This is a genomic window from Roseburia sp. MSJ-14, from assembly GCF_018918225.1.
Lineage (GTDB): Bacteria > Bacillota > Clostridia > Lachnospirales > Lachnospiraceae > Petralouisia.
In genome coordinates this window covers 70,311-85,334 of the sequence record NZ_JAHLQD010000023.1, presented here as the reverse complement: position 1 = coordinate 85,334, position 15,024 = coordinate 70,311, and the positions used below count along the sequence as shown (strand labels likewise).

The window sequence follows — 15,024 nt, the reverse complement described above, 5'->3', positions numbered from 1 at the left end:
CTATTGATTTTACAAGGTTTCAGCATTTTTTATATTCTCTGGAATTGTTGAAATTGGTTAAATGTTGGTTAAAAAATAAACTTTGTTTGTATTTTCAAAAACATTTTAAGATGTGATTATATTCTTTGACTTTCGTTTCCAACGGTGTTATACTCAATTCTAAAAACACGAAAGGGGACATGGGCATGAATGAAATTGAAAACTGGTACGACAATGAATATGAGGAGTGGAATAGGTTAGAACGGCATAAGATAGAATTTGAAATAACCAAACACTATCTGGACAAGTATATAACCAAACCGGAAAGTAAGATTTTTGATATTGGCGGAGGTCCGGGAAGATATTCTATTTATTTGGCGAAACAAGGACATAAAGTAACGCTGCTTGATTTATCAGGAAAAAATGTGTGCGTGGCAAAAGAAAAAACGGCAGAAGCAGGAGTAGTTTTAGAAGATTGTGTGAAGGGAGATGCACTGGCACTTCCGGAATATGAAAAAGAATCGTTTGATGTGATTTTGCTCATGGGTCCATTGTATCATCTTACCAAAGCAGAGGATAGAAAAAAAGCAGTAGAAGAAGCAAGAAAACTTTTGAAAAAAGGTGGCATTTTAATAGCAGCATTTATTTCCCGATATGCACCGATTCAAGATTGCTTTTCGTATCTTGATTTCTACGAGGATGAAGTAAAAGAATTGCTACATTATTTAGAAGATGGTAAAAATAATGAAGGAGGATTTACAACAGCATATTTTACCAGTGTAGAAGAAGCGAGAAGTCTTATGCAAGAGCAACAGTTTAAAGAATTAGCGTTTGTAGGAGTGGAAAATATATTAGGATGCAAAGAACAGGAAATTTTAAAGCTTCCAAACGAGGAACAGAAAAAGTGGTTAGAACTTGGAATTGCATTAGCAGAAGATGAAAAACTTTACGGAACGAGTCAACATTTTTTGTATATTGGAGAAAAATAGCCCGACAAGTGGACAATAGAAATCATTTTGATTTTAAAGACGTGATGTCTTTTGGTATGTTCATTCTTACATTACTGACATTCGTTTTTGCGAATTTGAAGTAATGACTTAAAGCATAAGAAAACCACCCTCTAAACTTTGACCGGTATTTTGGGTGGTAATCTTATTACTATTTGATATAAGGTCAACCCCTTGTGAGCGGTTGTTCCTTTTCTAAAATAAATATAACACTTTTACAGAATTGTAAAAGTGTTATATTTATTTTATTGTGCATCACTACTGCTTAAATTGCCAAGGTAGTCATTCACAGCACTTAAATCAACCTCAGTCTTAGTGGTATTTTCTGCTTTCTGTGTCTTATAATAACCATATCCGGAATATCCAATCCAACCAACAATTGCAACACAGACAATGGTTCCAACTACAGAAAGGATACCTTTTTTAATTTTTTCACGTTTTAAGACTTTTTTTCGATTTGCTTTTTCTTTTTTATAACGTTCTACTTTTTCCTGACTCATAGTAAATCTCCTTACTCCATATGTAATATTTATAGTATACACTATTTCTGTGAAAAAATCTTGAAAAATTTAAAATTTTAGACAAAACCACGAAAAAGTTCAAGAAAAGGAGAAAAAACGAGGTTTCATGTTACCTCGTTTTGTGATACAATGAGCGCAAGAGAGTCAGAGAGAGCTTGCTCGCTCTTGACGAACGACGAATGTCGATCATGAAGCTTTGCTTCATGATATAATGAGCGAAAGCGAGAAGAAAAGAGAGACATAATAAGGAGAAAGAAAATGAGTTTAGCGGATAAAATATTCATTAATATGTGTCAGGATATCATTGATAATGGAACCAGTACAGAGGGAGAGAAGGTGCGTCCTCACTGGGAAGACGGGACAAGTGCTTATACCATTAAAAAGTTTGGTGTAGTAAATCGTTACGATTTGTCTAAGGAATTTCCGGCAATTACCCTGAGAAAAACAGCAATTAAAAGTTGTACGGATGAAATGCTTTGGATTTGGCAGCAGAAGTCCAATAACATTCATGATCTTCACAGCCATGTATGGGATGAATGGGCAGATGAAACAGGCTCTATCGGTAAGGCATATGGTTATCAAATGGGAGTCAAGCATCAATATAAGGAAGGAATGATGGATCAGGTAGACCGTGTGATTTATGACTTGAAAAATAATCCTTTCAGTCGTCGTATCATGACCAATATTTATGTTCATCAGGATTTACATGAAATGAATCTCTATCCATGTGCATATAGTATGACTTTCAATGTAACACAAAAGCCCGGACATGATAAATTGATATTAAATGCTATTTTAAATCAGCGTTCACAGGATATATTAACAGCCAATAACTGGAATGTATGCCAGTATGCGGTGTTAGTGCATATGTTAGCACAAGTGTGTGATATGGAAGTAGGAGAATTGGTGCATGTAATTGCAGATGCACATATTTATGACCGTCATATTCCACTAGTAAAGGAATTAATCAGCAGAGAGACATATCCTGCGCCTACATTTTGGCTGAATCCGGAAATTAAGGACTTTTATCAGTTTACCAGAAATGATGTGCGTTTAGATAACTATGTCACCGGACCACAGATAACAAACATTCCGGTAGCAGTTTAAATATAGGAGGATACAACATGAATTTAATTGCAGCAGTAGACAAAAATTGGGCAATCGGACTAAATAACAAGCTGTTAGTAAGTATTCCGGAAGATATGAAATTCTTTCGAAAAACCACTACGGGAAAAGTTGTAGTTATGGGAAGAAAAACACTGGAAAGTTTTCCAAACGGACTTCCGTTGAAAAATCGAGTGAACATCGTATTGACTTCTGATAAGAATTATAAAGTAAAGGATGCCATTATTGTGCATTCCATGGATGAGTTATTAGAAGAATTAAAAAACTATAACAGTGAAGATATTTATGTAATTGGTGGTGAGAGCATTTATCGCCAGATGGTAGATATGTGTGATGTAGCCCATATTACCAAAATCGATTATGCATATGAAGCAGATTCATATTTCCCGAATCTGGATGAAAAAGAAGATTGGGAGATTACAGCAGATAGTGAAGAACAGACGTATTTTGATTTGGAATTTTATTTTCTGAAATATGAGAAAAAGAAGAAGTAGGATATGGAAAATTTTATTTTTAGTATTAATGTGACAATTCCTATTTTTCTGGTTATGGTACTGGGATGGGGATTGAAACAAATCGGAATGTTAAATGATAATTTTGTAACAGTGGCGAATAAGTTTAATTTTAAGGTGACATTGCCGTTTTTACTGTTTCGGGATCTTTCTTCGGTAGACATTAAAGCTGTCTTTGATTTAAAGTATGTACTGTTTTGCGCCATTGCAAGTTCCGTTTGCTTTTGGGTAATCTGGGGTGGTACAAAGCTGTTCATGAAGGACAAGACCATGACAGGAGCCTTTGTACAGGCATCTTTCCGAAGCAGTGCAGCCGTTATGGGACTGGCGTTTATACAGAATATTTATGGACAGTCAGCTATGGGACCACTAATGATTGTCGGAGCAGTTCCGCTTTATAATATTTATTCAGTCATTGTACTGACCTTTGAGGCACAAAAGGGTGAGGAGGAAAGTCAGAAAAATAAAATAAAAGATGTTTTTCTTAATATTTTAAAAAATCCGATTATTATTGGAATTTTCTTAGGACTTATGGCTTCTCTGTTAGAAATTGATTTCCCTGTATTAGTGGATAAAACAGTAAACAATGTTGCACAAATGGCAACTCCGTTAGCTTTAATTGCATTAGGCGCGGGATTTGAAGGAAAGAAAGCATTAGCGAAAATTAAACCAACTTTGGCAGCTTCTTTCATCAAGTTAGTTGTGCAGGCAGCAGTTTTTCTACCTATAGCAGCATGGATGGGATTTGCCGGAGAAAAGATGATTGCTTTACTTATTATGCTGGCATCACCCACAACTCCAAGCTGTTATATTATGGCAAAAAATATGAATAATGATGGTGTGCTGACAGCAAGTATTGTAGTGACTACAACATTACTTGCAGCATTTACTCTGACGGGATGGATTTTCCTGCTAAAAACAATGGGACTGATATAGGATGAGGTGAAAATATGGCATTGGATATAACTGGGAGAAAATTATTTGCAAAAGCATTAATAGAAGAAGGTGTTGATATCGTATTCGGATATCCGGGAGGAATGGTAACGGATATCATGGACGAGCTGTATAAGCATGAAGAAATAGAACTGGTATTGCCAAGACATGAGCAGGGGTTAATACATGAAGCAGAAGGCTATGCTAAGGCAACCGGAAAAGTGGGAGTCTGCATTGTGACCAGTGGACCGGGAGCTACGAATATCATGACAGGACTTGCAGATGCACATTCAGATAGTATTCCCTTGGTATGTATTACAGGACAGGTTCCTTTGAATCTTATCGGAAATGATGCATTTCAGGAAGTGGATATTGTGGGAATGACCCGCAGTATTACCAAGTATGGTGTAACGGTTCGTGACAGAAAAGACCTTGGAAAAATATTAAAAATGGCATTCCATATTGCAAGAACCGGAAGACCGGGACCGGTATTGGTAGACTTACCAAAGGATATCCAGACGCAACCGGGGCCGGCAGAATATCCAAAGACTGTGAATATACGAGGATATAAGCCAAATGAGAGTGTACATATCGGTCAGCTGAAAAAGGGCTATAAGCTGTTAAAATCTGCGAAGAAACCACTGTTTTTAATTGGCGGTGGTGTAAATATTGCTAAGGCAAATGAGAAGTTGCAAGAGTTAGTAGAAAAGACAAAAATCCCGGTAGTTACAACGATTATGGGAAAGGGAGCAATTCCTACTACCCATCCATATTATATCGGAAACTGTGGAATGCATGGTCGCTATGCTGCAAATATGGCAGTCAGTGAATGTGATGTATTGTTCTCCATTGGAACACGTTTTAACGACAGAATCACCGGAGATTTGAATGAATTTGCACCAAAGGCACAGATTGTCCATGTAGATGTAGATACTGCTTCTATTTCACGAAATGTAGTGGTAGATGTGCCAATCGTAGCAGATGCAGGACTTGCAATTGAAAAAATGTTAGAGTGGGCAGAACCACAGAAAACAGATAAATGGCTTACGCAGATTCGTGAATGGGATAAGGAAAATCCTTTGGAAATGCGAAGAGATCATGGCATGACTCCACAGATGATTATGGAGCATATCAATGAACAGTTTGATGAAGGCATTATTGTAACCGATGTAGGTCAGCATCAGATGTGGGCGACACAGTATATTGAATTGAATGAGAAAAAGAAGTTTATTACTTCCGGTGGTTTAGGAACCATGGGATTTGGATTCCCGGCAGCCATTGGAGCGAAAATAGGTTGTCCGGACAAAGAAGTTATCTGCATTAGTGGTGATGGCGGTATGCAGATGAATATTCAGGAGTTGGCAACAGCCATGGTGCAGAATGCACATGTAATTGTGTGTGTATTCAATAACTATTATCTTGGTATGGTACGACAGATGCAGCAGCTATTTTACGGCAAGCGTTACGAAGCAACTTGTTTGCGCCGTAGAAAGAACTGTCCAAGGGATTGTAAAGGACCAAATCCGTCATGTCCACCATATGAGCCGGACTTTGTAAAGCTGGCAGAAAGCTATGGGGCAACCGGAATGCGTGTAACCAAAGAAGAGGAAATTGCACCTGCATTTGAAAAAGCCAAAAAGGTGAGCGGACCGATAATTATTGAGTTTATGATAGCAACAGAAGAAATTGTACTCCCCATGGTAAAGAGCGGAAATCCCATGAGTGAAATGATTTTAAAATAAGGAGGGAAGGACATGAAAAAGAGATGGATTGCATTATATGTAGAAAATGAAGTAGGTGTCCTTGCCAAGGTTTCCGGTCTTTTTTCCGGAAAATCCTATAATCTGCAAAGTCTTACCGTAGGAACTACCGAGGACGAAACAATCTCTCGTATGACGATTTGTGTCAGCAGTGATGATGTGACCTTTGAACAGATAAAGAAACAGTTGAATTGCATGGTAGAGGTAATTAAGGTAATAGACCTTAGTAATGTGCCAATTCATATGAAAGAGATTTTATTTGCAAAAGTAAAGGACTGTTCTTCGGAAGATAAGGCAGAGGTATTTCAGATTGCGCAGGTATTTCATGTAGAAGTATCTGATATAGGAAAAGACAGTGTCTTGTTGGAGTGCAAAGCCACAGAACGAAAAAATAATGAATTGATTGCATTGTTAAAGAGCAGATTTCATCATATTGAGGTAGTGCGTGGCGGAGCGGTTGCCATTGAGTCTATCAGTACCTCATGTGCAGGAAAAACCGAGTATGACAGAAAGTAAACGGGGTAGCTTGAAATGTCTAATACAACGAAAATAGCATTAGAAGCATCCTTAAAAAAGCTGATGCTTCAGAAACCATTTGATAAAATAACCATTAACGATTTGACAAAAGATTGTGGAATCAGTCGCATGACATTTTACAATCACTTTAAAGATATTTATGATTTGGTGGAATGGAGTTGTGAAGAAGACGGAAAACAGGCATTACAGAACAATAATACCTATGACACCTGGCAGGAAGGATTATATCAAATCTTTCAGGCTGTATTGGCAAACAAACCATTTATTTTAAATGTGTATCGTACCGTTAGCAGGGAGCAGATTGAGAACTATTTGTTTGGACTTACCAGAGATTTGATTGAGAACGTAGTAGAAGAAAAGTCTGTTGGAAGAGAAATATCGTTAGAAGATAAATTATTTATTGCAGGTTTTTATAAATATAGCTTTGTAGGAATTATGTTAGACTGGATTAAACAAGGCATGAAAGAAGAACCGCAGATTCTTGTGGAGAAGATTAGTTTAACCGTACGAGGAAATATAGCCAATTCTGTACGAAATTTTGAAATTGCCAGAAAAGAACATAAAATAGAATAAGTTTACAAAATTGCCGGAATGTATAATTTTTATTCATTCCGGCAATTTTGTAAATTGTAAGGAAAAGATAATAAAGGTATAGTGATAACAGTGAATGAAGAATCACAGGAAAGGAAGGTAATTGGTTATGGCAAAGAAAAATATAGTACGAGGAATGGCAATGCTTGCAGCAGGTGCAGGAGCAGCAGCGGTAGCAGCCAAGAGTTTGAAGAAACAAAACATAGAGAAAAAAGAAATCAAAGAAAGAGTAGAAAAAACACAAAGTGAATACCGCAATACAGAGCGTGGAAAATACGAAAAGAACAGCAAAGGAATCTATTATACCAATGGAAATTATGAAGCATTTGCTCGTCCAAAGAAGCCGGAAGGCGTGGAAGAAAAACAGGCTTATCTGGTAGGGAGTGGATTGGCATCTCTTGCAGCAGCATGTTTCTTAGTGCGTGACGGACAGATGCCGGGAAAAAATATTCATATCTTAGAAGCGATGGATATTGCCGGAGGCGCATGTGATGGAATTTATGATGCAACCAGAGGTTATGTAATGCGTGGTGGACGTGAGATGGAAAATCATTTTGAATGTTTGTGGGATTTGTTCCACAGTATCCCATCTCTTGAAATACCGGGAGCTTCCGTACTAGATGAATATTATTGGTTAAATAAAGAAGATCCAAACTATTCTCTTTGCCGTGCTACACAAAATCGCGGAGAGGATGCACATACAGACGGAAAATTTGGGTTAAGCCAAAAAGGCTGCATGGAAATCATGAAATTGTTTATGACAAAAGATGAAGATTTGTATGATAAAACAATTGAAGATTTCTTTGATGAAGAAGTGTTTGAGTCCAATTTCTGGTTATACTGGAGAACCATGTTTGCATTTGAAAACTGGCATAGTGCATTGGAAATGAAACTTTACATTCAGAGATTTATCCATCACATTTCAGGACTTCCGGATTTCAGTGCATTAAAATTTACAAAATATAATCAGTACGAATCTTTGATTATGCCAATGCAGAAATATCTGGAAGAAGCAGGAGTAGAATTCAGATTTGGAACAGAAGTAACTAATGTTATTTTTGACATCAAGGATGGTAAAAAAGTAGCAAAAGTCATTGAGTGCAAAGTTGACGGAAAAGAACAGGGAATCAAGCTCACAGAAAATGATTTGGTATTTGTAACCAATGGAAGCTGTACCGAAGGAACCATTTACGGAGATCAGAATCATGCACCAAACGGTGACGCAGAGGTTCGTACAAGTGGTTGCTGGAGCCTTTGGAAAAACATCGCAAAACAGGATGAATCATTTGGCCATCCGGAAAAGTTCTGTTCCGATGTAGCTAAGACGAACTGGGAATCAGCAACCGTAACAACTTCCAGCGATAAGATTATTTCTTATATTGAAAAAATATGTAAGAGAGATCCAAGAACAGGAAAAGTAGTAACCGGTGGTATTGTAAGTGCCAAGGATTCCAATTGGCTTCTTAGCTGGACCATTAACAGGCAGGGACAGTTCAAGGAACAGGATAAAAAAGATGTGTGTATCTGGGTATACAGTCTGTTTACCGATGTACCGGGTGATTACATTAAAAAACCAATGAAAGAGTGTACCGGAAAAGAAATTACTGCTGAGTGGTTATACCACATGGGAGTGCCGGTAGAGGAAATTGATGAGTTGGCAGAAAACGAAGCAGTTTGTGTTCCGACGATGATGCCATATATTACCGCATTCTTTATGCCAAGAGCAAAGGGAGACAGACCGGATGTAATCCCGGATGGATGTGTAAACTTTGCATTTTTAGGACAGTTTGCGGAAACACCAAGAGACACTATTTTTACAACAGAGTATTCTGTAAGAACTGCAATGGAAGCAGTCTATGGATTATTGGGTGTAGACAGAGGTGTACCGGAAGTATGGGGCAGTGTTTACGATGTAAGAGAGCTTTTAGATAGTTCTGTAAAACTGATGGACGGAAAATCCCCGTTGGAAATTCAGTTACCTGGACCATTGAATGCATTAAAGAAACCATTGATTCGTGCAATCAAAGGTACTGTTGTGGAAAAAGTATTAAGAGACCACGAGGTATTAAAAGACTACATGTTGAAATAATATGTATATAAAAAGTGTGTTGTGCTACTTGATATTTGTGGGGAGTATAAATATAATAATGGGGAATGGAGTGAAGCGTATGCGAAAAATATTAATAGTAGTAGACATGCAAAAGGACTTTATAGATGGCTCATTGGGAACAAAAGAGGCACAGGAAATTGTTCCGGCAGTAGTGAAAAAGATACAGAGCTACTCAGTCAGTGATATCTATGTAACAAAAGATACCCATGGAGAAAATTATCTGGAAACCTCAGAAGGAAAACACCTTCCGGTAGTTCATTGCATAAAAGGAACAGAAGGATGGGAACTGGATGAGAGAGTTGAAGTTGTAACAAAGAGTGCAGTTGTAGTAGAAAAGCCTACCTTTGGTTCGATAGAACTAATGGAATTATTAAAGACGGAAAATGAAAAAGAACCATTGGAAATAGAATTGGTTGGCTTGTGTACCGATATTTGTGTGGTATCGAATGCATTGTTATTAAAAGCCGCAATGCCGGAAAATCGGATTTGTGTAGATGCATCCTGTTGCGCAGGAGTAACACCACAGTCTCATGAGGCAGCACTTACCACTATGGGTATGTGTCAGATTGAAGTAGTGTAAAGTTTATTATGTGATAGGCTGCAATTTCCTATTGCAAGAAAAAAAAGTCCGCTTGGCGGACTTTTTTTATCTTGCAAGAACATCTGTAATTTCTCCGACATACATGGTGTGGAAGTTATCAGCGTCATTGCCGGAATACCATTTTTCCTTAATTTCCGGATCAAGAAAATGTGCTTCTTCAATTGGAACAGCAGCCATTTTTTTGCAAAGAACAACAAAATTACCTTCATCTACATAAGGTATACCGTCTTTGTAGTCCAGATTCAATCCGGAAGTCTTGAACTTATCTTCCTGACGACCGGACACAATGCCGAAGTATTTTAAATCATTCTTATATTTTTTATCAAAAAAAGTACAGGAAAAAGTGGAACTATTATCAATGAACTCTTTGGTATAACGACTCTCACGAACGAAAATAAAAGCTACGTTTTTACCCCAAAGAACACCAAGTCCACCCCAGCTGGCAGTCATTCCGTTTGCCTTTTGTTCATCCCCCGAGGTGATTATCAGCCAGTCATTTCCAATCTTGGTAAAAGGGTTAAATTCTAAAAGATCCACAGGATATGGTTGGAATTGATGCATAAGTATTCTCCTTTTTTATAAAATTCATTTGTTAACATAAGTATACAACATTTCAAAAAAAATTCCTAGAACGCTTTCATAATTTCTTAAGAAAAATGTAGAATGAAATTCAAGATTTTTTCACAAACTAGTGGTACTATGGCGTGGTAAGCGTGAAAGGTCTTTGGAGGAAAAGAAAATGAAGCAAAAGAAAGACGAATTTGCGAGTATAAATAAAACGAAAAATACAGGAAAAGTAGTGGTAGTGACATTAGCCGTTCTGGCAATCTGTGTTACAGGAGTAATGTGTGCCAGAAAACTTAAGATGGACGAAGAATATATTTCATTAGAAAATCAGCAGGAATGTAGAATGGAGGAAATTTTTAACGGGTAATTGCATAGAATACCAATAAATGCATAATATAGAGGTATTTATGAATCAGAAATTGCGAGCGGCACAGATGAATCATGTGGATATGGGAAAGCTGCGGGTAGAAACCACATCCGTAGTGGGAAATGTTCCGGTTGAAAATGCAAGGATAACCATTTCCTATACGGCTGACCCGGAAAGTCCAATGGAGGAATTACGAACCAATGCCAATGGGCAGACAGAAGAAATATCCGTGGCGGCACCACCGCTAGAGTATAGTATGGAACCCAATCAACCACAGCCTTATTCCGAATATACGGTACATGTAGAGGCAGAAGGGTATCGACCTGTGAATGTAGATGGAACGGATGTGTTTTCCGGGCAGACTGCCTTGCAGGGAGTGCGCATGGAGCCCATAGAGGTATCAGAAGAAGATTTAAAAAACATTGTGATTCCGGCACATACCTTATTTGGAGATTATCCTCCTAAAATTGCAGAGGATGAAATAAAGCCGGTAGATGAAAGTGGCGAGATTGTTTTGAGCAGAGTAGTAATACCGGAATACGTCATTGTACATGATGGAACACCGGGAGACTCCACCGCAAGCGATTATTATGTAAGATATCGGGATTATATAAAAAATGTAGCCTCCAGTGAGATATATGCCACTTGGCCGGAATCTACTATTACAGCTAATATTTTGGCAATTATGTCGTTTACATTAAATCGAGTTTATACGGAATGGTATCGAAACAAGGGATATGATTTTACCATTACTTCATCCACCGCTTATGATCACAAATGGATGTATGGAAGAAACTATTTTGAAAGCATTTCCAGAGTTGTGGATGAGATATTTGCCAATTATTTGTCCCGACCAAATGTAAAACAGCCGATTTTGACCCAGTATTGTGATGGACAGAGAGTTACTTGCCCCAATTGGTTAAGTCAGTGGGGGTCAAAGTATCTGGGAGACCAGAATTACTCTCCGGTTGAGATTATACGGTATTATTATGGAAATGACATGTACATTAATGAAGCAGAAGAAATTTCAGGGGTACCGGCATCCTGGCCTGGGTCTGATTTGACCATAGGCTCTACCGGAAGTAAGGTGCGTCAGATGCAGGAGCAGTTAAATCGAATTGCACAGGTTTATACTTCTATTCCAAGGATTGCTACAGATGGTACTTATGGTTCAGCCACGGCAGAAGCTGTTAGACAATTTCAATCCATATTCGGGCTTCCGGCAACGGGAGTAGTAGATTATCCCACTTGGTATAAGATATCAGAGATTTATGTGGGAGTTACAAGAATTGCAGAACTTTATTAAGCAAGAGCTGTGTACTAAGAAATTAGTGCACAGCTCTTTTTATGCAATAGGAAATTGGTCATAAATGACACCGCTCGGGTGCGAAAGAGTCCGGCAAACGGACTCTTTATATTTAGAAAAATAATAGATTGATTTTTTAATCATGAGAAAGTATAATTAAATTATTATGAGAAGAAAGAAAAACACGGGGAAAGGCTGAAAATTATGAGAAAATTTCATGGAAGATGTAGTATTGTTACAATTGCAATAATGGTATTAGTTTTAACAGCACTTTCAGCCAGGGTATTTGCGGCGGAACAACAGGAGAAAAAGGACGAAAAGGAGAAAATTACAGTAGGTTATACACCATATGATCCAATGATAAAGGAAGATAAAGATGGAAACTTATATGGATATGGTGTCACTTATCTGAATGAATTGGCAAGAAGAGCCGGGTGGACGTATAAATTTGTGAAAGTGAATGAGAGTGAACGGATTGAAAAGTTATTAAATGGAGATATTGATTTATTATGTGGTATACATAAAGACTGTGCTCAAAAAGATCAGTTATTGTTCTGTAAAGAGACAACTGCTTTGGAGTATGGAATGTTGGCTGCATTAAAAAATAATACAGATATCTTTTTTGATGATTTTCAGCATATTAATGGAAAAAAGATTGGAATAAATACAAGCTCCGATTTGGAAAACGCACTGGTTCGTTATGCAAAGGAAAATGGAATTTCATATGAACCGGTTTATTTTGATGATTATGAGAGCTTACAAGAGGCACTGAATAACAAAACCATAGATATTATGTTAGTGTCAAGCTTAAGAGATATTGATAATATTAAATATGTAGGAAAAACATATTCCATACCGGAATCTTTTGCAGTAAGTGGAAATAATCCGCAGCTAATGGATAAGCTGAATAAAACAGATTTAGAGTTAAAACGTGAACAACCTTTTTATATTGCAGCTTTGCATGAAGTGTTTTTTGGTGTGCCGTATCAAAAACTGACAGGAATCACCAGAGAAGAATATGAGTATGTTTCAAGTGAACCTACGATAAAAGTGGCATATAATTCTGACAGCTATCCAATTGAATATACAGATGAAAAGACAAATAAATATGCAGGGGTTTATGCGGAAACCATGGAGTTAATTTCACAAGAGAGTGGCTTGAAGTTTGAGTATATTCCGATAAAAGATTTTTCAAAAGCATGGGAAATGGTTCGGGATGGAGAGGCAGATATCATTGCAGGAAGCTATATGGATAGGGAACTGGCAGAAAAATATCATATGCTGTATTCCCAAAGTTATCTTTCCGAAGAGTATACAATCGTAGGGCGAAAGGGAGAGGAAATACCGGAAAATGCAGTAATTGCTTTGCCGAAATGTTTTGTAGAAATTCAATCGTATTTTCAAAGTGAAGAGCCAAAGTGGGAAATCAAAGAGTATAAGGATATAACTACATGTTTGGAGGCGGTAAATGAAGGAGAGGCAGATTTAACAGCAGTAAATTCTGTTTTTCTACAGACGGTGTATAATCTTAGTAATTATGAGCAGCTGCGTATCGTGCCGAATATGACTCGTACGATACCGATTTATATTGGAATTGGAGAAAATACACAAAATGCTTCTGTATTAAAAAGTATTCTGGATAAAACCATAAATAAAATACCGGAAGAAAAGTTCCAAAAATGTGTAACGGAGAATGCAATTAATATATCCTATAAACCAACCATATGGGAAGTGGTACGCCAGTTTATACCGCATATATTGCTGGCAATTTCAGCAGTGATTGTTGCAGTAGCATATATTATTTCCAAAAGAGAGAAGCATTACAAGCATTTAGCATTGACAGATTCAGTAACCGGACTGTGGAATGAGGTGAAATTTAACAAAGAGGCACAGGAACTTCTGGAGAAAAACCAGGAACAGGCATACATAGTAATTACCATTGATATAAATAAGTTTAAGTTCATAAATAATGATTTTGGTGTTCGCATAGGGGATAACATACTTAAAACACTGGGAAAAAGAATACAGGAAATTTTCGGAGGAGTAGGAATTTATGCCAGAGAAGCGGCGGATGTTTTCATGATAATGATGGCTGAAAAAGATTATCGAGAAGAAATGTTGCGTCCGCTGGGAAAGGAAATTTCTTTTGAAAATGCCGGAAAACGTCAGAGTTATAGAATCACCATAAAAGCGGGAATCTGTGTAATCGAAGCAGGTGGAGAAAGAAAAGATATTTCCCGATATGTAGATCAGGCATCTATGGCAAGAAAGAACATAAAGGAAAGTGCCAGTGAGAATATCGCTTATTATGATGAAAAAATAAAAAAGAGAATAGCACAGGAAATTGCAATTGAAAATAAGATGGAAGATGCACTTTTAAAAGGTGAGTTTCAAGTCTATTTGCAACCGAAATATTATCTGCCCACAGGTGAAATTGTAGGCGCAGAGGCTTTGGTAAGGTGGGTAGAACCAAGTGGAAAGATTATTCCGCCGGATAACTTTATACCATTATTTGAACGCAACGGATTTATTATACAGGTTGATTTTTATGTGTATGAGCAGGTAATGAAACGCATGCAGAAGTGGAAACAGGAAGGAAGAAGACAAATTTGTGTATCAGTAAATGTGTCCAGAGTGCATGTAAGAACCTATGACTTTTTCCAGAGATTAAACGAGCTAATTGAAAAATATCAGATACCAAAAGAGTATTTCGAGCTGGAATTGACAGAGACTATCATGGGAAGTGCGCAGGGAATGACAAAGGACTTTATACAGGAGTGTAAAAAGCAAGGTTATAAAGTATCCATTGATGATTTTGGAAGCGGATATTCTTCCTTGAATTTATTAAAAGATTTACCGGTGGATATTTTAAAAATTGACAAAGGATTTTTGGATGAAACAGCAGAATCAGAACGAAGCAGTATTATTGTAGAACAAGTAGTGGAAATGGCAAAGAAAATGAAGATAGGTACCTTGTGCGAAGGAGTGGAAACGCTAAAGCAGGCAGAATTTTTAAAAGGAATTGGATGCGACATGGCACAGGGATATTTGTTCTCAAAACCAATTCCCATGGAAGAATTTGAAAAAATGATTTAAAAATGACTAAAA

At 37.4% G+C, this 15,024-nt stretch carries 14 protein-coding genes; 12 read left to right on the top strand and 2 right to left on the bottom strand.

The genetic code is table 11. The features are described 5' to 3' along the window. The first annotated feature begins 185 nt into the window (after positions 1 to 185). A complete protein-coding gene (locus tag KQI83_RS09510) occupies positions 186 to 968 on the top strand; it encodes a class I SAM-dependent methyltransferase (RefSeq protein WP_216557034.1) in 783 nt (260 codons plus the stop codon). A 263-nt stretch (positions 969 to 1,231) separates the two neighbouring features. Here the strand turns inward: KQI83_RS09510 and KQI83_RS09505 are convergent, their stop codons facing one another. Then, positions 1,232 to 1,486, bottom strand: coding sequence for a hypothetical protein (locus KQI83_RS09505; protein WP_216557031.1), 255 nt, complete (start codon positions 1,484 to 1,486; stop codon positions 1,232 to 1,234). 279 nt (positions 1,487 to 1,765) lie between these two features. Here KQI83_RS09505 and thyA point away from each other — a divergent pair, with 279 nt between their 5' ends. The 8 genes from thyA to KQI83_RS09465 all read left to right on the top strand — a co-directional run bounded on the left by thyA (position 1,766) and on the right by KQI83_RS09465 (position 9,655). After that, the gene (thyA, locus tag KQI83_RS09500; RefSeq protein ID WP_216557028.1) at positions 1,766 to 2,614 is read left to right on the top strand and encodes a thymidylate synthase; all 849 of its coding nucleotides are present in this window, start codon (positions 1,766 to 1,768) and stop codon (positions 2,612 to 2,614) included. A 17-nt stretch (positions 2,615 to 2,631) separates the two neighbouring features. Continuing rightward, complete coding sequence (locus KQI83_RS09495) at positions 2,632 to 3,126, top strand: dihydrofolate reductase (protein WP_216557025.1); 495 nt, start codon at positions 2,632 to 2,634, stop codon at positions 3,124 to 3,126. A 3-nt stretch (positions 3,127 to 3,129) separates the two neighbouring features. Continuing rightward, the gene (locus KQI83_RS09490; RefSeq protein ID WP_216557022.1) at positions 3,130 to 4,080 is read left to right on the top strand and encodes an AEC family transporter; all 951 of its coding nucleotides are present in this window, start codon (positions 3,130 to 3,132) and stop codon (positions 4,078 to 4,080) included. A 20-nt stretch (positions 4,081 to 4,100) separates the two neighbouring features. Beyond that, positions 4,101 to 5,819: a biosynthetic-type acetolactate synthase large subunit gene (gene ilvB, locus KQI83_RS09485; protein WP_216557147.1), complete on the top strand. Its 1,719-nt coding sequence runs from the start codon at positions 4,101 to 4,103 to the stop codon at positions 5,817 to 5,819. 12 nt (positions 5,820 to 5,831) lie between these two features. Continuing rightward, positions 5,832 to 6,353 carry an acetolactate synthase small subunit gene (gene ilvN / locus KQI83_RS09480; protein WP_216557019.1) on the top strand — a complete coding sequence of 174 codons (522 nt, stop codon included), beginning with the start codon at positions 5,832 to 5,834 and terminating at the stop codon, positions 6,351 to 6,353. Positions 6,354 to 6,368: 15 nt separating this feature from the next. After that, entirely contained in the window at positions 6,369 to 6,947 is a 579-nt protein-coding gene (locus KQI83_RS09475; protein WP_216557016.1) for a TetR/AcrR family transcriptional regulator, read from the top strand. A 127-nt stretch (positions 6,948 to 7,074) separates the two neighbouring features. After that, positions 7,075 to 9,054 carry an oleate hydratase gene (locus tag KQI83_RS09470; RefSeq protein WP_216557013.1) on the top strand — a complete coding sequence of 660 codons (1,980 nt, stop codon included), beginning with the start codon at positions 7,075 to 7,077 and terminating at the stop codon, positions 9,052 to 9,054. Positions 9,055 to 9,133: 79 nt separating this feature from the next. After that, positions 9,134 to 9,655 (top strand): cysteine hydrolase family protein, encoded by a 522-nt coding sequence (locus KQI83_RS09465; protein ID WP_216557010.1) that lies wholly within the window; start codon positions 9,134 to 9,136, stop codon positions 9,653 to 9,655. A 66-nt stretch (positions 9,656 to 9,721) separates the two neighbouring features. Here the strand turns inward: KQI83_RS09465 and KQI83_RS09460 are convergent, their stop codons facing one another. Further along, positions 9,722 to 10,237: a flavin reductase gene (locus tag KQI83_RS09460; RefSeq protein WP_216557008.1), complete on the bottom strand. Its 516-nt coding sequence runs from the start codon at positions 10,235 to 10,237 to the stop codon at positions 9,722 to 9,724. Positions 10,238 to 10,415: 178 nt separating this feature from the next. On the opposite strand from KQI83_RS09460, the gene KQI83_RS09455 reads away from it, so the two are divergent. From KQI83_RS09455 to KQI83_RS09445, 3 genes are all read left to right on the top strand, one after another. Further along, complete coding sequence (locus tag KQI83_RS09455) at positions 10,416 to 10,610, top strand: hypothetical protein (protein WP_216557005.1); 195 nt, start codon at positions 10,416 to 10,418, stop codon at positions 10,608 to 10,610. Positions 10,611 to 10,650: 40 nt separating this feature from the next. Continuing rightward, positions 10,651 to 11,916: a peptidoglycan-binding protein gene (locus KQI83_RS09450; protein ID WP_216557002.1), complete on the top strand. Its 1,266-nt coding sequence runs from the start codon at positions 10,651 to 10,653 to the stop codon at positions 11,914 to 11,916. A 204-nt stretch (positions 11,917 to 12,120) separates the two neighbouring features. Further along, a complete protein-coding gene (locus KQI83_RS09445; protein ID WP_216556999.1) occupies positions 12,121 to 15,012 on the top strand; it encodes an EAL domain-containing protein in 2,892 nt (963 codons plus the stop codon). The last annotated feature ends 12 nt before the right edge of the window (positions 15,013 to 15,024 follow it).